This window comes from Micrococcus sp. Alg238-R198, from assembly GCF_900537135.1.
Classification (GTDB): Bacteria; Actinomycetota; Actinomycetes; order Actinomycetales; family Micrococcaceae; genus Micrococcus; species Micrococcus luteus.
The window spans coordinates 80,445-100,740 of the sequence record NZ_UNRH01000007.1; the positions used below are offsets into that span (position 1 = coordinate 80,445).

Consider the following 20,296-nt stretch of genomic DNA (forward strand, 5'->3'; position numbering starts at 1 on the left):
ACCGGCGCGCGGCCCGTCCCCCGAACGCAGATGCGGCGGGCCCCCACCGGGGGCCCGCCGCATCTGCGTGGTGGTCAGGCGCGGTCGGCCAGGATCAGCTGCGCTGCCTTCTCGCCGATCATGAAGCACGTGATGTTGGGGTTCACGGTCACGTGCTCGGGCATCACGGAGGCGTCGGCCACGCGCAGACCCGTCACGCCCTTGACGCGCAGGCGGGCGTCCAGGGGGCTCATGGCGTCGTCGTCGGCGCCCATGCGCACCGAGCCCACCGGGTGGTACACGGTGTTGTGGGTGCGGCGCACGTAGTCGGCGATCTCCTCATCGGTCTGCACGTCCACGCCCGGGGCGAGCTCGCGGCCGGCCCACTCCGCCATCGCCGGCTGGGAGACGATCTCCCGGGCCAGCCGGATGCCGGCGACCGCGACGGCCATGTCGTGGCCCTCCGGGTCGGTGAAGTAGCGCGGGTCCACGGCCGGCTTGTCCCGGTAGTCGTTGGAGCGCAGGCGCACGGTGCCGCGGGACTTGGCGTGGGTGACGTTGGGGGTCAGGCAGAACGTCTCGTCCGCCGTCGGGTATCCCTGCCGGTAGGTGTGCATGTCGAACGGCACGGAGCCGTAGTGCATCATCAGGTCGGGGCGGTCCAGCCCCTCCTTGGTGGGCGAGAAGATCCCGATCTCCCAGTACTGCGTGGCGTCGCGGTACATGGGCTGCTTGGACTCCCAGGAGATGACCGCCTCGGGGTGGTCCTGCAGGTTGGAGCCGACACCGGGGGCGTCCACGCGCACGTCGAGACCGTGCTCGGCCAGGTGCTCGGCGGGGCCGATCCCGGAGAGCATCAGCAGCTTGGGCGTGTCGATCGCCCCGGCGGAGAGGATAACCTCGGCGCGGGCGTGGATCTCGGCCTGCCGGCCGTGCCGGTCCGCGACGTGACGGACGCCGTAGGCACGGCGGTCCTCGTCGACGAGCACCTCGCTCACCCAGTGGTCCGTGAGGATGTCCAGGTTCTCGCGGTCGAGGATCGGGTGGAGATAGGACACCGACGACGACGCGCGGGTGCCGTCCTGCTTGCGGTTGATCTGGAACCAGTTGGCGCCCTTCACGACGGTCTCGCCGGTGTTGAACGTCGTCGTCGGGATGCCGGCCTCGGCGGCGGCCTCGAGCAGGGCGACGCCGGCCGGGTCCTCGGCGGGCACGTCCATCAGCTCGACGGGGCCGTCGTGGCCGTGGTGATCGCCCTCGGCCCGGTTGTTCTCGAGCTTCTTCACCAGCGGCAGGGTGTGCTCGGCGCCCCAGCCGGTGGCGCCCATCGCCTCCCACTGGTCCAGGTCCTCGCGGGGAGGCCAGAACGCGATGCAGGAGTTGTGGGAGGAGCAGCCGCCGAGCACCTTGGCCCGGGAGTGGCGCATGAAGGAGTTGCCGTTCTCCTGCGGCTCGATGGGGTAGTCCCAGTCCAGGCCGGACTCGAGCAGCTCGGGCCACCGGCGCAGCTCGAGGACCTCGTCCAGGTCCACGTCGGTGGGGCCGGCCTCCAGCAGGGCGACGGTGATCTGGGGGTCCTCGGACAGGCGGGCCGCGAGGGCGGCGCCGGAGGAGCCGCCGCCGACCACGATGTAGTCGTAGACGGGCGTGTCGGGCTGCGGGGTCGAGGCGTCGGGGGTGGTGGTGGTCACGATCCGGGGGTCCTTTCGGTGGTCACGGGTGGGCGCGGGGGCTGACCCCGCGCCCACGGGGAGGGGGCTCAGCGGCGGTCGGCGAACCAGCCGGTCACCGCGGGCTCGGTGTTCTGGTAGATGTGCTTGTGCTCCACGTACTCGCCCAGCCCGGTGGGGCCGAGCTCGCGGCCGATGCCGGAGGCCTTGAAGCCGCCCCACTCGGCCTGGGGGAGGTAGGGGTGGTAGTCGTTGATCCACACGGTGCCGTGGCGCAGGGCGCGGGAGACGCGCTGGCAGGTGCCGGCGTCGGAGCTCCACACGGCCCCGGCGAGGCCGTACTCGGTGTGGTTGGCGATCTCGATGGCCTCGGCCTCGGTGGAGAACGTCTCCACGGTGATCACCGGGCCGAAGCCCTCCTCGATGACGGCGGGGTTGTCCCGGTCGCAGCGGTCCAGCACGGTGGGGGCGTAGAAGAAGCCGTCCTTGTGCTCCTCGCCGCCCCAGTGCCCGCCCACGCGCAGGCGGGCGCCGGCCTCGACGCCGCGGCGGACGTAGTCCGTCACCTTGTCCCGGTGGGCCGCGGAGATCAGCGGGCCGGTCTCGGCGTGCTCGTCGAAGGGGCCGCCCATCACGATGTGCCCGGCGCGCTCGACGAGGTCGTCCACGAAGCGCTCGGCGATCGACTCGTGGACGATCAGGCGCGTGCCGGCCGAGCACACCAGACCTGAGTCGGTGAACGCGGCGTTGAGGGCGTTGTCCAGGGCCGCCTCGTAGTGGGCGTCGGGGAAGATCACGTTGGGGTTCTTCCCGCCCAGCTCGAGGGCGACCTTCTTCACGGTGCCGGCGGCGGCCTGGGCGATGGTCTTGCCCGTGGCCAGTCCGCCCGTGAAGGAGACCAGGTCCACGTCCGGGTGGGAGGAGAGCGGCTCGCCCACGGTGGCGCCGGGGCCCAGCACCAGGTTCGCGACGCCGGCCGGCAGGCCCAGCGACTCGAGGGCGCGCATCGTGAGGATGGCGGTGTGGGGGGTCTGCTCGGCGGGCTTGAGCACGAAGGTGCAGCCGGCGGCCAGGGCCGGGGCGATCTTCCAGGCGGCCTGCAGCAGCGGGAAGTTCCAGGGGGTGATCATGCCGCACACGCCCACCGGCTCGGTGACCACGCGGGACAGGACGGTCGGATCACCGGCGTCCACGAGCCGGCCGGGGTTCTGGTCCGCGATCTTGCCGAAGTAGCGGAAGCAGGCGGCGATGTCCGCCATGTCGCCCTCGGCCTCCACGAGGCGCTTGCCGGTGTCCAGGGCCTCGGCGCGGGCGAACTCGTCCCGGTGCTCCAGGATGTGGTCGGCCAGGCGGATGAGCAGGTCGCCGCGCTCGGCGGCGGGGGTGGAGGGCCACTCGCCGCTGTCGAACGCGCGGCGGGCGGCGGCGATCGCGGCGAGGGTGTCCTCGCGGGTGCCCTCGGCGACGACGCCGACCTCGGAGCCGTCGGCGGGGCAGTGGATGGTGCGGGTGCCGCCGTCCGAGGACGGCACCCAGGCGCCGTCGATGAACTGGGTGGCGGTGGGATCGGTGGTCATGGGGATGGTGCTCCTCACGGGTGGGTGGGATCGGTCTGGGAGGCGGGGGCGGCGTCCACGGCCGGCATGGCGCCTGTGGCGGGCGAGCGGTCGGCGTCGCCCCACTCATCCGGCACCTCGGACTCGAGGCGCTCGGCGAGATGGGAGTCCTCGCCTGTCATGGCGAGGAAGGTCAGGTGGGCCTCGTAGTCGTCCAGGACGTCGGCGCACAGCTGCTCGCGGCTGTAGCCCAGCACGTCCCGGCCGCGCGAGCCCTTGGCGGAGAACACCTCGAGCTGGAAGTGGGTGTCCTGGGCGACGCTGAGGCTGCCCGCGAAGCTCGGCACGGGGTAGGCCACGGGATAGACCTGGTACTTGAAGTCCTCCTGGCCCTCGAAGGTGACGGTGAGGTCCACCCAGGGCACCCCGGACTCGGGGTGGACGCCGTGGGTGACGGCGGCGTCGGCGTCGTGGCCGCGCAGCTCGGCGGCCACCTCCTCCAGGGCGGGGCCGACCTCGCGCTCGATGTAGGCGGCGGCCTGGCGGGCCGTGGCGAAGTTCATCCGCCGGGCCAGGCGTTGGCGCCAGGTGGCGCGGCTGCCGGAGTCGCGGGCCTGGCCGGCGAGGACGGCGGGCAGGGCGGCGGTGCGCGAGTCCATGGCCAGGGACTCGGAGTGCAGCACCCGCCACAGGCTGATCATCACCAGGTACAGCAGCACCGAGAGCGGCAGGCCCACGATCACGGTGGCCTTCTGCAGGGTGTAGACCCCGTCGATGAACAGCATGGACAGCGTCAGCAGGCCGGTGATCACCGCCCACGTGATGCGCAGCCACGGGGCGCCGTCGGAGTCCTCGACCGAGCCCTTGGAGGTCATGTTCGCCATGATGAGCGAGCCCGAGTCGGCGCTGGTCACGTAGAAGAACAGGCCCGTGAGCACGGCCAGGCCGATCAGGAACGTGGAGCCGGGGTACTTCTCCAGGAGGCTGAAGAAGCCGGCCTCCGGCGCGGTGACGGCCTCCTCCAGCAGGGCCTGGTCCCCGCCGCGGAAGAAGCCGATGGCGGCGTTGCCCATGACGGACACCCACAGCAGGATGAACGCGAAGGGGATCAGCAGCACGCCCGTGACGAACTCGCGCAGGGTGCGGCCGCGGGAGATGCGCGCCAGGAACAGGGACACGAACGGCGCCCAGGCGATCCACCAGGCCCAGAAGAACAGCGTCCAGTCGGACATCCACTGCTCCGCCGGGTAGGCCGCCGGGCCGTCGGTGTAGGCGAAGGTGCGCAGGAGCATCGCGGGGAACCCGGCGAAGAAGTCGCCGATGTTCTGCACCAGGGCGTTGAGCAGGTCCGTGGTGCGGCCGGTGAACAGCACCCAGGCCAGGATGACGACGGCGAGGTAGACGTTCAGCTCGGAGAGGCGGCGGATGCCCTTGTCCACGCCGGAGACGGTGGAGACGATGGTGATGCCCACCGCGAGGGCCATGAGGGCGATCTGCACGCCGGTGCTCACCGGCACGTCCAGGATCAGGGCGAGGCCGGCGTTCAGGAAGACGACGCCGATGCCCAGGGAGACAGCGATGCCGAAGATGGTGCCGACGGTGGCGCCGATCTCCGCGGCGTGGCCGACCGGGCCGTGCACGCGGCGGCCGAAGATGGGGGCGATGGCCGAGCGGATGCTCAGGGGCAGGTGGTAGCGGTACGCGAACAGCCCGAAGGCCATGCCCATCAGGGCGTACATGGCCCACCCGGGGATGCCGTAGTGGAAGATCGTCCACAGCGGGGCCATGCGGGCGGCCTCGTCGGACATGGGCGGCAGGTCCGGTGGGGTGAGCAGGTTGGTGGCCGGGCCGGAGGTGGCGAAGAACATCAGGTCCACCCCGATGCCCGCGGCGAACAGCATGGCCGACCACGAGAACAGGTTGAACTGCGGGACGGCGTGGTCCGGTCCGAGCCGCACGTGACCCAGGCGGCTGAGCGCCACGACGATCACGAAGACGACGACGATGCCCGCCGTGAGCACGTAGTACCAGCCGAAGCTCTCGGCGATCCAACTCACCGTGGCCGAGATGACGGAGTCTGCCTGGGCGGGCAGGAGCATGGCCCAGAGGGCGAAGCCGACGACGATGCCCGCGGTGCCGGCGAACACCGGCCAGTTCGCGGGGGAGTGGGGGGCTCCTCCGGCGTCGGGGGGACCCGGTGGCCCTGCGGTCTCGGCTGTCGTCCTCTGGTCGGCAGACACAGGTGTGCGTCCTCTCGTCGGGGTCAGGGCTGCCCGCCCACCCTACAGATCGGTCATCTGGGCGGGGATGCGTGCTGGGCGGTGCGGGTCTCTGGGTTCCGTGGGCACGCGGGGCTGGGGCTGCCGGGCCCCGTGGCCGCCGGGTCTCTGGGTTCCGTGGGCAGAAGAGCGAAGGTTTCTGCCCCCAGAAGCGAAAACCCTGCCGGTTCTGCCCCCGGAACAGGGGAGAGCGCGCTTTCTGCCCACGGAGCGGGTGGGGCTGCCGGTTCTGCCCACGGAACGGGGCCGGTGCGGGACGCCTCCGCCGCGGTGGGCCCGCCGGTAGACTGCCGGACTGTGGCTTTGACTATCGGATTCGTGGGACTGCCCAACGTGGGCAAGTCGACCCTGTTCAACGCGCTGACGCGCCAGACCGTGCTCGCGGCGAACTACCCGTTCGCGACGATCGAGCCGAACGTGGGCGTGGTGAACCTGCCGGACGAGCGGCTGCCCCAGCTGGCCGAGATCTTCGGCTCCGAGCGCATCCTGCCGGCCACGGTGTCCTTCGTGGACATCGCCGGCATCGTCAAGGGCGCCTCCGAGGGGGAGGGCCTGGGCAATCAGTTCCTGGCGAACATCCGTGAGGCCCACGCGATCGCCCAGGTGGTGCGCGCGTTCGACGACGGCGACGTCGTCCACGTGGACGGCAAGGTGGACCCGGCCTCGGACATGGAGACCATCAACACCGAGCTGATCATCGCGGACATGCAGACCGTGGAGAAGGCGATCCCGCGCGTCGAGAAGGAGGTCAAGGGCAAGAAGAAGGAGCCCGCCGACCTCGAGGCGCTCAAGGCCGCGCTCGCGGTGCTGGAGCGGGGCGAGACGATCTTCGCCGCGAAGGACAAGGACAAGCTGGACATGGACCGGCTGCGAGAGCTGAGCCTGCTCACCGCCAAGCCGTTCATCTACGTGTTCAACTCGGACGAGGGTGTGCTGGGGGACGAGGCCAGGCAGCAGGAGCTGCGCGATCTGGTGGCCCCCGCCGACGCCGTGTTCCTGGACGCCAAGCTCGAGTCCGACCTCGTGGAGCTCTCCGAGGAGGAGGCTGCCGAGATGCTGGAGATGGCCGGGCAGGATGAGTCCGGGCTGGACCAGCTGGCCCGCGTGGGCTTCTCCACCCTCGGCCTGCAGACGTACCTGACGGCGGGACCGAAGGAGACGCGCGCGTGGACCATCCCCGTCGGCGCGACGGCGCCCGAGGCCGCCGGCGTGATCCACACCGACTTCCAGCGCGGCTTCATCAAGGCCGAGATTGTGAGCTTCGAGGACCTCGTGGCCGCCGGCTCCATGGCCGACGCCAAGGCCGCCGGCAAGGTGCGCATGGAGGGCAAGGACTACGTGATGAAGGACGGCGACGTGGTGGAGTTCCGGTTCAATGTGTGACCACTAGAGGGAAGTAATAGGCCAGCAGCAGGACCTGCCCGATTCCCGCTGCCTGAACGAAAGACGATCATGATCAGAGACGCCCGCGAGGCCAACGCAACAGCCACACCAGCCGACTTCGAGCTGGCGCGCCTCCGGGCGGCCTTGCCAGAGTACTTCGGCAAGAATGGCGACTTCATGCTCGATCGCCTTCAGGAGACGCTGAGTTCCGCGGACGTGTCGATGACGCGGGAAGGCTATGAGCTCAAGTTTTTGGGGAAGTCGTATGCCAAGTACCTGACGTCGACGCGGACCGAGACGGTGGTGGTTCCCGATCTCGAGCACAACGGCGAGCCGACGAACGCTGACTCGGAGAATCTGTACATCGTCGGAGACAACCTCGATGCGCTCAAGCACCTCCTGGGGTCATACGCGGGCCAGGTCAAGTGCATCTACATCGATCCGCCGTACAACACGGGTTCCGATGGGTTCGTCTACGTCGACGACTTCGGCTTCACGGCGAAGGACCTGGTCGAAAAGGTGGGTCTTGACGAGGACGAGGCAGAGCGGGTGATGGCACTTCAGGGCAAGTCGTCGCACTCGGCGTGGCTTACCTTCATGTACCCGCGACTCGAACTTGCGAAGGAACTACTCACCGACGACGGAGTCATCTTTGTCAGTATTGATGACAATGAGCAGGCCAACCTCAAGGCATTGTGCGACGAGATCTTCGGCGAGCAGGGGTTCGTTGCAACAGTGGCTGTCAAGAATAACCCGCGTGGCCGTCAGTCAAATACATCGATTGCTCCTGTGCATGACTATATCCTGGTCTATTCAAAGGCTGCTGCAACTGCAGGAATCGGGGGAAAGCGGCTCACCCAGGCGCAACGCGATGAGTACAAGTTCGAGGACGAGAACGGGAAGTATCGTCTCCTAGGTCTTCGCCAACGCGGCGTAGCTTCGTTGCGTGAGGATCGTCCGGACATGTTTTTTCCGATTTACGTGAATCCTGAATCTGAGGAGATCTCGTTGGTCGAACAGGCGGGGTGGCATGAAGTGCTACCCCGTAAGTCCGATGGCCGGGATGGTCGCTGGATGTGGGGGAAGGCCAAATGTTTCGCTGAGACAGATCGTCTCGTCGCCAAGTTCATTGCTCGACGCGGCGAGTATGACATATCGGTGAAGGACTACCTCAATCGGGACGGCCTGGTTGAGCGAACAAAGAAGTCTTTCACTATTTGGGATGATAAGGGCTTCAATCAACAGGTAGGGACCCAGGAGGTCAAGGAACTTCTTGCGGGCGATATTGCAAGCTATCCGAAGCCCACGCCACTTCTTGAAGAGGTCGTGCAGCTCGGGGCGGGGCCCCAGGACATAGTCATGGACTTCTTTTCGGGGTCAGGTACAACCGCCGAGGCGGTCATGCGCACGAACGCCTTCGATGGCGGTTCGCGGAAGTTCATCATGGTACAGATCCCTGACATGATTGACAGTGATACTGCGGCTTATGCCGCTGGTTATCGCACCATAGATGAAATCGGACGAGCAAGAATTGCGCAGGCTGCGATCAAGGTCAAGAACAAGACCGGTGCTGCCGTCGACGCTGGCTTCAAGCTCTTCCGTTTGAAGGAACCCAGTGTTAAGACTCTCGACGAGATGCAGTCGTTCGATCCGAACGATGAGACCCTGCTCCTCGACGACTTCGTGTCGAAGTTCGCGTTCGACGGCACTTCCGGCGACAAGGTCGCTCTTGCGACTTGGCTGATCGAAGATGGCTTCGGTCTGAACGCTGAGGTCACAGCGGTGGTGCTCGACGAGTATGAGCTCCAGGTGTGCGAGGACACTGGGTACGTCATCAACCCGGGCCTCACTAGTGCGGATGCGATGTCTCTAGTGACGAAGCTCGAAGCTAGTGAGCTCGATCTGAGGCGTCTTGTCGTTTTCGGGTACTCGGTGCAGTTCTCGGTCATGCATGAATTGAGGCAGAACCTTAAGTCGCTCCGTTCGGGCCAGTCGGTCTCCGTGATCGAGCGGTATTGATCCATGCGGATCCGACTTCAAACACTGGAGCACCAACAGCGTGCGCTGAATGCATTGACTCGCGTCTTCAAGGACGTGAAGCTCGACGCCAGTACGCCGCCCGAGGCGAACCTCGCGTTCGACCCGGCTGATCCTCAGATTCGCGAGAACATCAACGCGATCCAGTCCGGTGTCGTGGACGGGATCGCTGCGATTCCTCGTCCGTGGCGGGGACACGTAGACGATGGTGTTCTCGGGGTCGACGCCAAGATGGAGACCGGCACCGGTAAGACGCTGGTCTACACGCAGCTCATGTATGAACTGAACCGGCTCTACGGCTTCACGAAGTTCATCCTTCTCGTGCCCTCGACACCGATCAAGGAGGGTGCGAAGTCGTTCATCCGGTCGGACTACGCACGCAAGTACTTCGCCGATGCGTACGGCCCGCAGTTGGAGCTGCGCCTCGACGTCCTCGACCCGCAGAAGCGGTCGAAGGGGCGGAAGATGATGCCGAACTCGGTCGTCAACTTTGCGCATGGCTCCCGCCTGTCGCCTGGTCGCATGTCCGCTCTTCTCATGACCGACGGAATGCTGCAGTCGAAGAAGACGATGGCGTTCGACTACGACCAGACGGTGCTCGGCACGACCAGTGTCCCATACGAGGCGCTTCGTGAGACTCGTCCCATCGTGATCATGGATGAGCCGCATCGCTTCCGCCGGGATAACAAGGCGTACCAGACACTCGTCGATGAGATCCGGCCGCTGGCGGTCTTCCGGTTCGGTGCGACGTTCCCTGATCTCGGGAAGACCGGCAAGACCGACTACAACAACCTGGTCTTCAACCTCGGTGCCGTCGAGTCGTTCAACGAGCAGCTGGTCAAGGGCGTCCAGATCCAGTACCCGCAGGACAGCAGCAGTGATACGACGCGCCTGAAGCTCACTAGTTGTAGGAGGGCATGACGTTGTTGACTCGGGTCGGTGCCAGTGAGGCCGGAGGAGCGTTCCCGCAGGAGGTATGAGGCCGATGGTAGTTGTAGTGGTTCACCCACACCTGCAGGGCCTCACGCCGAGCTTGCTCTGAGGAGTACGGGCGGGCGTAGAGGACCTCATCGACCATCAGCCGGTTGTACCTCTCCACCTTCCCGTTATGGCGCGGGGTGTAGGGGCGGATCCGGTGGTGCCGGCCCCCGAGCGAGACCACCTTCGCGGTGAAGTCCACGGCCCGGTAGTTGTTTCCGTTGTCCGTGATCACCCGGTCCACGGTGATGCCGTGGGCGGCGAAGAACGCCCGCGCCCGGCAGTAGAAGCTCACGGTCGTGGCCGCCCGCTCGTCCTCCAACGCTTCGGTGTAGGCCAGGCGGGTGTACCCGTCGATCGCCGAGTGCAGGTAGGTGTAGCCGACCCGCCGGCCAGGCCCGCGCTTGGAAGCACGGCCTGCTTCACTTTCACGTCCGTGGGTGCGCCAGCCGCCCCCGTCTGGGATCTTCCCGATCTTCTTCACGTCCAGGTGCACCATGTGCCCCGGGCCGCGGGCGGTGATCTTCTGCGGTCGTTGGCGCAGGTCCTCACCCGTGGGCGCGAGGTCTGGCAACCGGGAGATGCCCAGCCGGTGCAGCCACCTGCCCACCGTTCGGAGGCACACCCGGTGGCCCTCGGAGACGAGGTGGTGATGGATGCGCCGTGCGGACCACTTGGTCAAGTCCCTGGAAGTGGTGTAACCGTCTTCGAGGTTGTAGGGGGCTTGTACCTGTCAGGTCTGCAGGGTCGGCATCACCTCCGTGCTCATCACGGTCTCTTGCTCCGTGGTCAGGGGCTCACGGCACCGGGCGAGCAGTTCCAGGCCGAGATACCGGCGGCCTTCGGCCCATTCATCTGTCTGCTCGGCCAGCACGGCCCCGACCAGGCGCACCACGGCATCCCGGTTCGGGAAGATCCCTACCGCGTCCGTGCGTCGCCGGATCTCCCGGTTCAGCCGCTCGGCGGGGTTGTTCGACCAGATCTGGCACCACACGTCCCTCGGGAACGAGGTGAACGCGAGGATGTCCTGTCGAGCGGCGTCTAAGTGGGCGGCCACCGCGGGCAACCTGTCCTGCACGTAGTCCAACAGGCGCTCGAACTGGGCGTGCACGGCCGGCCCGTCGGGCTGGTCATACACGCTGTGCAGCATGGCCTTCACCGCCGGCCACATGCTCTTCGGGGTCACGGCCATCAGATTCGCCGCGTAATGGGTGCGGCAGCGTTGCCACACGGCCCCGGGCAGGTTCGCCGCCACTGCTTCCACGAGGCCGCGATGGGAGTCCGAGGTCACCAGTGCCACCCCGGCCAGCCCCCGGGCCACCAGGTCCGCGAAGAACTCGTTCCACCCCGCCCCGGACTCCGTGGTGGCCACCCTCAGCCCGAGGACCTCGCGGCGCCCGTCCGCGTTGACCCCGGTGGCGACCATGGCCACCGCGTTGACCACACGCCCGCCCTCACGCACCTTCATGGTCAGGGCGTCGGCGGCGAGGAACACGAACGGGCCGGCCTCGCCCAGCGGCCGGTGACGGAAAGCCTCGATGTGCTCGTCCAACTCCTGTGCCATCCGGCTGACCTGGGACTTCGAGAGCGAGTCGATGCCGAGCTGACGTACGAGCTTGTCCATGCGCCGGGTCGAGACCCCGGCCAGGTAGCAGTCCGCGACCACGGTGATCAGTGCGGACTCGGCCCGTTTGCGGCGCTCGAGGAGCCATTCGGGGAAGTACGTGCCGGCCCGGAGTTTGGGGATGGCCACATCGATCGTGCCGGCGCGGGTGTCCAGGGGTCGGTGCCGGTAGCCGTTGCGCTGTGCGGTACGGCTCTGGGAGGCCTGGCCGTACTCGGCGCCGCAGACCGCGTCCGCGTCGGCGGAGAGCAGTGCGTTGATCACGGTCTGCAGCAGGTGGCGCAACAGGTCTGGGGAGGCCTCCCCGAGAGCTTCGCGCAGCAGGCGTTCAGGGTCGACAATGTGTGGAGCGGTCATCGTGGTGATGTCCTTTCGAGAGTGCTGTGGAAGGTTCGCTCGAAGGCTCCCACGGTGACCGCGTCCGTGAAGGGGACGGTGTTGGCGACCGGGGAGGGTTACACCACTATCAGGGACTCAACTCTCAACCGCATTCTCGACCGCCTCACCAACGCCGGATGCACCCTGCCCCCCGCTGTGGCCGATGCGTGGAAGCACGCCCATCAGGCACGCGAGCACATCGACTCCACCGAAGCCGACCTGTACGACAACACCCGCGTGGTGGCCGAGATCTCCCAGAAGCTCGCCGCCGGGAAGGGCACGGTCAAGGACGTGGAGCGCGCCCTGATGGTTCAGACCATGACCACCAAGGACATGAGCGCCGTCGTCCGTATGCAGGACAAGGTATTCAACGACGCCCGCCGGCAGATCGACTCCAACCTCCGGGACGTGATGCGTGGCCACGGGGAAGCCTGGATCACGGAGACCATGCGCCCCGTGGTGACGGCCCTCGTGCAGACCCTGCGCGCCGCAGACATCGAAGAGTTCGCCATCGACCGCAAGGGGCAGATGCAGGAGCTGGCACCGTTGGCCGCACAGCCGCACGTTGCTGAGGCATGGCACAACCTGACGAGCATCTATGACATGGCGCAGGAGCTGCGCAGGGTGCGCATCATCCCGTCCACAATGGAGCGTCAGGACCTGTACGAGTACGCCGGGGATGCCACCGAACGGGGCAGCCTGCCGCGCAACTTCACCGCCTGGACCTACCTGTCCCGACGTGGACACGAGCCGGGCATCTACACCCAGGCTGAGGCCGAGCAGCACATGGCAGACGCGGGCATCGTGAACATGAACCTGCCCCAGCATCGGAACATGCTCATGGACGAACAGCGCCGACTGCACGAGACGTTCCGTGCAGTGAAGTGATCGTGTGAGTAGGATGAGCGGGACGGCATCACCCGTCCCGCTCCTCCCTCACCCGGAGTTGAGCACGGCTAGACCCCTGGGGGGGACTCCCCCTCGCAGGCGGCCCGCACCGCCGGATAGCAATTCCGGTTGTGCTAGGTCGCACTCTGGCTTTTGTCCGGCGATCTGCCCGTTTCGCCGAACATTTTCCTGCCGTTTGGTCGGTTCGCGGGCGATTTTCCGGTGTGCGTTTTGCACTCCATCGCACCCCCGCGAGATACGTGAGACCATGCGGATTATGCGTTACATGCGGTAGGATGGTGGCATGGCGAATCGAGAGTGCGAGGGATGCGGACAACGGCTCAATCTGGCGCGCTCGGATGCCCGAACGTGCTCCACAAAGTGCCGTGTTCGCGTCCACAGAGCGGCCAAAAGGGCCGCTGAGCGGGCCGAGACCGCCCGTAGAAGCCTCTGTGAGGCCCTCCCTGCCGAACTCCGCGCCCTTGACCGTTGGGTGCGCTGGGAGGCGCGTAGGCGGGCATCTGGCGTGGCAAAGATGCCCCTTACCGTGGCCGGTCGGGCTGCCAGCTCGACTGATCCGTGCACCTGGACGACGTACGCGGACGCCGCAGCATCTTCCACAGGTGACGGCCTGGGCTTCGTCCTCAACGGGGATGGTCTGGCGTGCATTGACCTGGATCACTGCCTCACGGAGGGGAAGCCGACCGCCGCCGCCCAGCGCGTCCTAGATATGTTTCCTGGCGCATGGGTGGAGGTCTCCCCGTCCGGCGACGGACTGCACATCTGGGGCACTGCGCAGTCCGCGCCAGGCAAGGGGCCGAAGCGAACCGCTGACGGCCTCACTTTCGAGTTCTATACCCGTGGCCGCTACATGACGGTCACGGGCAACACATACCGGCACGGCGACCTCTCAACCGCCCTGCACCCTGATCTATGAATGGAGGACCGATGGAGGACACAAAGACTCCTACGGGCCTAAAGCCGCGTTCGCGGCGCATGTGGAAGACCATCACCGCCGACTATAAGCTGCGCGCCGATGAGCTAGACCTACTCGAAGACGCGTGCCGCGAGATGGACCTGATCGACGCCCTAGAGGCTGAGCTGAGAGGCTCCACATACCTCGTGACGGGATCACAGGGACAGTCCGTCATCAATCCGCTTGTGTCGGAGATTCGCCAGCACAGGGCGACCAAGAAGGCTCTGTGGACTGCACTCAATCTTCCCGACGACGAGAGCACCGCCCCGGCACTGAATGCCCAACGCAAGGGCGGTCTGTCCCGCTGGGCCACGAACTACGGCGGCGCGTAAGCGGTGCCCCTGAATATGGCGTCAACGTCACCGGCGGGCGGGACAGTCCCGTGCCGGCCGATGGGTGCGAGCGGTCCCCCGACCGCTGAGACCGCCCAGCGCCTGCCGTCTGAAATGGGCCGCTTCCACGAAAGGAAGTGACATGCCACCACCCTGGCTGGCCTTGACGGCACTACCGCCCCCGCCTGGCACGACGCCGGGCGGGGGCGATTGTTTCCCCCTACCGAACGGAACGGCTATGACGCACTCACAGGCCGACGTGCCATTCGTGGACACGTCCCCATCCGATCTGACGTTCAGCACTGCCACACCGATTCAAGAGGCGTTAGCGGTCAAACAGTGTGGCCCCCTGGAGCTGCGCGTGCTGGGGGCCTCCCATCAAGTGAAGGTGGGGGGCCTCATTGAGACGCTGGCATGTCTGCCGGGGCTGAGTCCGCACCTACCGCGACATGCCGCGCGCCCCGGATATGCGTTTACGTCTGCGGTCTATCGACCGGATGATTTGCCCGCTGCTGTGGCCGCGATAGCCCGGCACGTCGCCGCACATGACGGGCTATCCGTCACGTTCCCTGGTGATCCTCATGCGCTCACGGCGTTGAGTGCGACTGCCCACGGTGGCCGGTGCGCGTGGGCGACGTGGCATGTCTACCCCCAGGGCGGGCATGTGGTCGCCACTCGAAGCACGTTCGGCTACTCCGCCTGAGAGATCACTCCCACTGATTCACGAAATGAGACACGATGACCTACGATTCTCCCGACTACTCCCGCCCGCTCCAGTCCGTCCCCCTGGCCGCTGGGGCCTTGAAGGCGTGCGCTGAATGCCCGTGGCGGGCGTCCAATCTGGACAAGCTGGACGCGAACCGGGACGATGCGACGTTCAGCCGCGAGAGCCTGACAGAGCATTGGAAGCGTCTGACGACTGAGGGCGCGACCTGTCGTTGTCACATCACCACACCGGGCTATTACCACCATGACGAGTCCCTGAACGAGCGCGGATGGAAAGAGCCGCGCATGTTCAAGGGCGACGGGCATCGCCAGTGCGCCGGGCAGCTGGCGATGGTCCGGCGGGAGGTGGAGAAGATGCTCACCTACCCGGACCACGCGGCCTACATCCGCGAGAATCCGACCGGCTTGCAGAAGCGCCAGGCGGGGCGGTTCCTGCGCCTGCTGCTGGACCCGGAGAGCGCCCCTGTCCCGTTCAGGTGGCCTGCTGAGGACGTGGACGACGTGCTCGACCCTGCTGACCTCGTGGATCTGAACGGCTGGGAATGGAGTGTCGGCCGTGATCTGAGCGTAAATATGCGCAACCTGATTGAGATCATGAATCCCCAGCTGGCCGCGTGTGATTGCAAGTTCTGCGCCCGCCATCACACGATCCACGCGACGAAACCTGTCACGTTGAAGGACGGGACCACGGTGGACATTGACGCCGGTGTAGCCCCGGTGGTGGCCGCGTTCGCGGCGGCAGATGTGAATACGTCGGAGTCGTGCGAGGATTTCGGCCCCGCCCTGCGGGAGCTGGACCTGAATGCATACTTGTTGCTGCGGGACAATCCGGCGGGCGATGTGAATCATTCACGGACCATTCGTGAGGGTGGTGCGTTCGTCCGATTCTCCAGTGCGACCCCGGCGGGTGAACGGATCGCGGCCCGGCTGCGCGAGCGATACAGCCTGGACTCGGGGGGCATCGTCAATCAGGTGACTTTCCCGCTGTCCGAGGCGGGGAATGTGGAGCGGATCGTCCGCGCCGCCGCCCGGGCGTGACGGTGCCCCCGGCGTTGAAACGGGATTGGCCGGGGGCACCTAACGCCGCCGGGCCAGCGGAGGGGGAATGCGGCGGGCGGCGCTGAGGACAACCTAGCGCAGCCTGACGGCGTGGGCGTGAGTTGTCCACAGCGTGAACAGAAACAATGGCTCCGGCCGTCCCGTGCGGGATGGTCGGAGCCTTTTCGTGTTTCCGGGGGTGGTGGTCTACTTCCAGGGCTGGACGGGGTACGCACTCACCTTCAAGGCAGAAGCGGAGCCCTGCGGGCCCAGGTATCCCGGTCCCTCACTCCAGTCGACCCGCCGCCCTCCGCCCCAGCTCTGCGACATTTGCCCACGACAACTGGACCCCCCGTGTTTCGGGGCGTCTGTTGCTATGGCCCTGGGATGCGCCGTCGACTGGCGGTCCCTCGCCCGGCGGTTCGGACGATTCGGGAGGGGTGTCACCGCGCCCTCATGATTGGCAGCACAGAGGGCTGTAGACGCTGGAGGTTCACGCTGTGACCTCGTGCCGCCCACCGTCGCGGGGATGGTGGACAGGACGCGGCCCCGCGTGCGGGGGCCGGTGGATCACATGGGGCCGGTCCAGAGGGACGGCAGAGACAGCACGACAAAGCCCGCCACCGTGAGCGCCACCGATGTGGCGGCGCGGGCGACGGGCTGGAGAAGCTGGGGGAGGGTGCGGGTACGCTGGTTCACGGCGTCACGTCCTTGCTTACGTGGTGTCCATGCCCCGGGCGGTTGCAGCCGCGCCGGGGCCTTTCTGTCACCAAGTAGTCAGGCCGTGCGCCGACCCCTCCAAAATCCGCTAGATCATGCGGGTCGGAGGATATTCCCCCCGTCTCCGCCAGAGAGGGCCGGAATCCACGCGATTCCGGCCCTCTTCGCGTCTGTACGCGGGGACCTGACATACCGACCGGCTGGTGACTAGTTGTAAGAGGGCATGACGTTGTTGACTCGGGCCGGGGCCAACGAGGCCGGAGGGGCGTCCCCGCAGGAGGTATGAGGCCGATGGTAGTTGTAGTGGTTCACCCACACGGCCAGCGCCTCACGCCGAGCTGTCTCTGAGGTATACGGGCGGGCGTAGAGGACCTCATCGACCATCAGCCGGTTGTACCGTTCGACCTTCCCGTTATGGCGCGGGGTGTAGGGGCGGATCCGGTGGTGCCGGCCCCCGAGCGAGACCACCTTGGCGGTGAAGTCCACGGCCCGGTAGTTGTTCCCGTTGTCCGTGACCACCCGGTCCACGGTGATGCCGTGGGCGGCGAAGAACGCCCTCGCCCGGCAGAAGAACCCGATCGTGGTCACCGCCTTCTCATCCTCCAACGCTTCGGTGTACGCCAGGCGGGTGTACCCGTCGATCGCCGAGTGCAGGTAGGTGTACCCGACCCGCCGGCCGGCACCACGCTTGGAAGCACGGCCTGCTTCACTTTCACGTCCGTGGGTGCGCCAGCCGCCCCCGTCTGGGATCTTCCCGATCTTCTTCACATCCAGGTGCACCATGTGCCCCGGCCCTCTCGCGGTGATCTTCTGGGGTCGTTGGCGCAGGTCTTCCCCGGCCGGGGTCAGGTCCCGTAACCGGGAGAGCCCGGCCCGGTGCAGCCACCGTCCCACGGTACGAAGACACACCCGGTGGCCCTCGGAGACGAGGTGGTGATGGATCCGGCGGGCCGACCACTTCTCCCTGCGACGCAGGGTCTGGATCTGAGCCACCACCTCGGGATCGAGCTGGGCAGGTGAACGGTGCGGCCGGCTGGGCAGGTCCTGAAGGCCGGCTTCTCCCTGGGCGCGGTAGCGGGCCACCCAGGTGGCCACCGTGGGCCGGCTCACCCGGAACTCGGCGGCGACATGGGCTTGCGGGATGCCGTCGTGCAGGTGGCGGTGGACCATCCTGAGACGGCCGGTGGGAGTCAGGGGTGCATTAGCGTGAGTCATGAGTGGGTCTCTTTGCGCGGATGGGTGGTGTAGGAACTTCCATCCTGCGGGAGAGGCCCACTCGTCTCATCTCAGTCCGGCCCTCGTGCCAAGAACCTCATGACCCGCAACAACTAGCCCTCCCCGCGACGCTCGCGCATGCGGCGCAGCAGCTCGTACGCCTCCGGCACGGAGAGCTCCGAGTGGCTGGACAGCTGGACGGCGGCGGACTCGAGGTTGCCGTCCCGCACCATGGCGGCGAGCTGGTCGCGCAGCCACGGCGGCAGGTCCCGCGAGGAGAGCCGGACGGACTCCGTCCCCCGCATCACCTCGACCTCGAAGGGGAGCTCCTCCTCAGCGGGGGCGGCGGTCCACTCGGCCGGGACGGTCAGGGTCGTCAACTCGTCGGCGGACGGCGCCGTCGGACGCGGCGCGGCCGAGGCGTGGTCGCTGTCCTGCCGGGCGTCGTCCTCGGCCACGGCGTCAGAGGTCTCGCGATCGGGCGTCTGGGCGTCCGGCTCCCCCCGCCCGCTCGAATCCTGTCCGGGCCGCTTCGGCCCGGGGGTGTCGGCCGGGGCCGCGTCGTCCCGATGGGGCTCCCCATGGCCGCCGGGAACGGGCCCCGCGACTCCGGCGGACGTGGCGTCCGGTTCCTGCACCGGCTCGGAGTAGACCTGCGGATGCACGGCGAGGGACTGCACGTCCATGACGGCGTCCTTCAGGCCGCGTCCCGTGTGGGCGCGGTAGTCGCGCACGGCCTCCATCACGCGGCTCTGGGCGATGTGCCCGTACACGCGCCGATGGGCGTCCTCGTCCAGCAGCCCCGCCGCCAGACGCGCCCGCTCCGGTCCGATGTCCAGCCCGCGACCGGACGACGTGCGCTGGTCCGCCGCCTGACGCGCTCGACCGGCCGACATCCACCGGGCGGCGGCGAACGCGAGGGCGCCGATGACGACCACCGCGAGGACAGGGACGAGATATTCCATGCCACCAGTCTAGGTGTGGCCCACAAGGGCCATGCCGGCAGCCGCGGCGCCACATCACAACCTGGTCACAGTTCTGCCAGGGCTCCAGAGCCACCGAGGGGCCTCCCCTACGGTGGAACGTGGAGTCCTCCGTGTCTGGCCACGGCGGCCATGGAGGAGACACTCCGCCCGCCACTCGACCGAGCCAGGAGACCGCATGTCCTTCCCCCGCCCGTCCGCCCGCACCGTCGACACCCCCTCGCCCCGGCGACGCCGCTGGTGGGGGACGTCGGTGGCGCTCGCCCTCGTGCTGGCCGGCCGCGCCGCCCCGCAGGGGGACGAGGGGACGGCGGCCGGGTCCTCGGGCTCCACGGACGCTGCCGCCTCGTCGCCCGCATCTGCGGACGGCTCGACCGCCTCGTTGTCGCAGGGACGGTCCTCGGATGCGGCCTCCTCGCCGGCTGCGGAGTCGTCCGGCGAGGGCTCACCGTCGGCCGCCGCGGACCCCGCGCTCCCCCTGGCCGCCCGCTCCCATGAGGGCGTGCCGATGCGGGCCTTCACGGCGGAGGAGCGCCCGCCGCAGTTCGTCCTCTTCTCCTTCGACGGCGGCCGTCAGGATGCGCGCTGGAAGACCTTCCTGGACGCGGCCGCGGACTCCGACGCGAAGTTCACGGTGTTCCAGTCCGCGATCAACCTCATCGAGACCGCCAACCGGGAGAACTACACGGCGCCCGGCAACGAGCCCGGCTACGTGGGCACGGAGTTCGGCGGCGACGAGGCCGAGGTGGCGCAGCGCATCGAGAACATCAACACGGCACACGCCGCCGGCCACGAGATCGGCACCCACTACGCGGGTCACCTGTGCGCGCCCACGAGGTACGGCGCAGACCAGTGGTCCACGGCCGAATGGAAGCAGGAGTACGGCTCGTTCACGGACATCCTCTCCGACCCCGGCGCCTACAACCCGGGCAGCTCCCTGCCGGCGCTGGAGGTCACCCCCGACGACGTCAAGGGCGGACGTCTGCCCTGCCTCGACGGGGAGTGGGACCAGCTCGTCCCGATGTGGAAGGACAACGGACTCGAGTACGACACGTCGCGTGCCGCGGCCGCCTCCGGCGTCGCCTGGCCCTACCAGGAGGACGGGATCTGGGAGTTCGAGATGCCGATGACCTGGTCCCCCGTGCTCGCCGAGAAGGACGCGGCCAGCCCGTTCGTGATGGCGATGGACTACAACTTCTGGATCTCCGGCAACGGCGGCAAGGACATCCCGGAGGACGTCGCCCGACTCACCGACTTCCAGTACCGCACCTACCGCTACATGTACGACTCGGCGTTCGCGGGCAACCGCGCCCCGCTGGTCTTCGGCAACCACTTCAACGACTGGGGTCTCAACGCGTTCAACCCGGCTGTGGAGAAGGTCATGCGCGAGGTCTGCGTCGAGGAGGACACCTACTGCGTGACCTACCAGCAGATGATCGCGTGGCTCGAGCTGCAGGACCCGGAGGTCCTCGCCGCCTGGCGCGACCAGGCCCGGTCCGCCACCGGCACGGATGCCGAGGCCCTCGGCTGGTGA

Annotated in this window: 15 protein-coding genes and 1 pseudogene; 8 read left to right on the forward strand and 8 right to left on the reverse strand. The window is 67.5% G+C overall.

All coding sequences use genetic code 11. The annotated features are described in order from the left end of the window. Positions 1-74 precede the first annotated feature (74 nt). From G6R13_RS08300 to betT, 3 genes are all read right to left on the reverse strand, one after another. Positions 75-1,670 (reverse strand): GMC family oxidoreductase N-terminal domain-containing protein, encoded by a 1,596-nt coding sequence (locus G6R13_RS08300; RefSeq protein ID WP_163721382.1) that lies wholly within the window; start codon positions 1,668-1,670, stop codon positions 75-77. Between the two features lie 68 nt (positions 1,671-1,738). Further along, on the reverse strand, positions 1,739-3,226 hold the full coding sequence (locus G6R13_RS08305) for an aldehyde dehydrogenase family protein (protein WP_163721384.1): 1,488 nt from the start codon (positions 3,224-3,226) through the stop codon (positions 1,739-1,741). Positions 3,227-3,240: 14 nt separating this feature from the next. Continuing rightward, complete coding sequence (betT, locus tag G6R13_RS08310) at positions 3,241-5,352, reverse strand: choline BCCT transporter BetT (protein WP_163721386.1); 2,112 nt, start codon at positions 5,350-5,352, stop codon at positions 3,241-3,243. 429 nt (positions 5,353-5,781) lie between these two features. Between betT and ychF the strand changes: the two genes are divergently transcribed. The 3 genes from ychF to G6R13_RS08325 all read left to right on the forward strand — a co-directional run bounded on the left by ychF (position 5,782) and on the right by G6R13_RS08325 (position 9,825). Continuing rightward, positions 5,782-6,867: a redox-regulated ATPase YchF gene (ychF, locus tag G6R13_RS08315; protein WP_205521346.1), complete on the forward strand. Its 1,086-nt coding sequence runs from the start codon at positions 5,782-5,784 to the stop codon at positions 6,865-6,867. 69 nt (positions 6,868-6,936) lie between these two features. Further along, positions 6,937-8,886: a site-specific DNA-methyltransferase gene (locus G6R13_RS08320; protein WP_163721388.1), complete on the forward strand. Its 1,950-nt coding sequence runs from the start codon at positions 6,937-6,939 to the stop codon at positions 8,884-8,886. A gap of 3 nt (positions 8,887-8,889) precedes the next feature. Further along, on the forward strand, positions 8,890-9,825 hold the full coding sequence (locus tag G6R13_RS08325) for a DEAD/DEAH box helicase family protein (RefSeq protein ID WP_205521347.1): 936 nt from the start codon (positions 8,890-8,892) through the stop codon (positions 9,823-9,825). Here the strand turns inward: G6R13_RS08325 and G6R13_RS08330 are convergent. Both G6R13_RS08330 and G6R13_RS08335 read right to left on the reverse strand, forming a co-directional pair. Continuing rightward, a pseudogene (locus tag G6R13_RS08330) lies at positions 9,806-10,570 on the reverse strand (IS481 family transposase); the annotation flags it as partial. The gene G6R13_RS08325 and the pseudogene G6R13_RS08330 sit on opposite strands and share 20 nt — an antisense overlap. A gap of 45 nt (positions 10,571-10,615) precedes the next feature. Beyond that, positions 10,616-11,863 carry an IS256 family transposase gene (locus G6R13_RS08335; RefSeq protein ID WP_020397262.1) on the reverse strand — a complete coding sequence of 416 codons (1,248 nt, stop codon included), beginning with the start codon at positions 11,861-11,863 and terminating at the stop codon, positions 10,616-10,618. A gap of 177 nt (positions 11,864-12,040) precedes the next feature. Here G6R13_RS08335 and G6R13_RS08340 point away from each other — a divergent pair, with 177 nt between their 5' ends. From G6R13_RS08340 to G6R13_RS08360, 4 genes are all read left to right on the forward strand, one after another. Then, a complete protein-coding gene (locus tag G6R13_RS08340; protein ID WP_163721390.1) occupies positions 12,041-12,772 on the forward strand; it encodes a hypothetical protein in 732 nt (243 codons plus the stop codon). Between the two features lie 526 nt (positions 12,773-13,298). After that, complete coding sequence (locus G6R13_RS12230; RefSeq protein WP_205521348.1) at positions 13,299-13,709, forward strand: hypothetical protein; 411 nt, start codon at positions 13,299-13,301, stop codon at positions 13,707-13,709. Positions 13,710-13,768: 59 nt separating this feature from the next. Then, positions 13,769-14,080: a hypothetical protein gene (locus G6R13_RS08350; RefSeq protein WP_163721394.1), complete on the forward strand. Its 312-nt coding sequence runs from the start codon at positions 13,769-13,771 to the stop codon at positions 14,078-14,080. A gap of 738 nt (positions 14,081-14,818) precedes the next feature. Next, complete coding sequence (locus G6R13_RS08360) at positions 14,819-15,844, forward strand: hypothetical protein (RefSeq protein ID WP_163721398.1); 1,026 nt, start codon at positions 14,819-14,821, stop codon at positions 15,842-15,844. Positions 15,845-16,414: 570 nt separating this feature from the next. Here G6R13_RS08360 and G6R13_RS12450 read toward each other — a convergent pair. The 3 genes from G6R13_RS12450 to G6R13_RS08370 all read right to left on the reverse strand — a co-directional run bounded on the left by G6R13_RS12450 (position 16,415) and on the right by G6R13_RS08370 (position 18,744). Next, the gene (locus G6R13_RS12450; RefSeq protein ID WP_275898399.1) at positions 16,415-16,543 is read right to left on the reverse strand and encodes a hypothetical protein; all 129 of its coding nucleotides are present in this window, start codon (positions 16,541-16,543) and stop codon (positions 16,415-16,417) included. A gap of 228 nt (positions 16,544-16,771) precedes the next feature. After that, positions 16,772-17,779 carry an IS481 family transposase gene (locus G6R13_RS08365; protein ID WP_101967259.1) on the reverse strand — a complete coding sequence of 336 codons (1,008 nt, stop codon included), beginning with the start codon at positions 17,777-17,779 and terminating at the stop codon, positions 16,772-16,774. A 113-nt stretch (positions 17,780-17,892) separates the two neighbouring features. Beyond that, complete coding sequence (locus G6R13_RS08370; protein WP_163721400.1) at positions 17,893-18,744, reverse strand: hypothetical protein; 852 nt, start codon at positions 18,742-18,744, stop codon at positions 17,893-17,895. A gap of 196 nt (positions 18,745-18,940) precedes the next feature. Here G6R13_RS08370 and G6R13_RS08375 point away from each other — a divergent pair, with 196 nt between their 5' ends. Further along, entirely contained in the window at positions 18,941-20,296 is a 1,356-nt protein-coding gene (locus tag G6R13_RS08375) for a hypothetical protein (protein WP_163721402.1), read from the forward strand.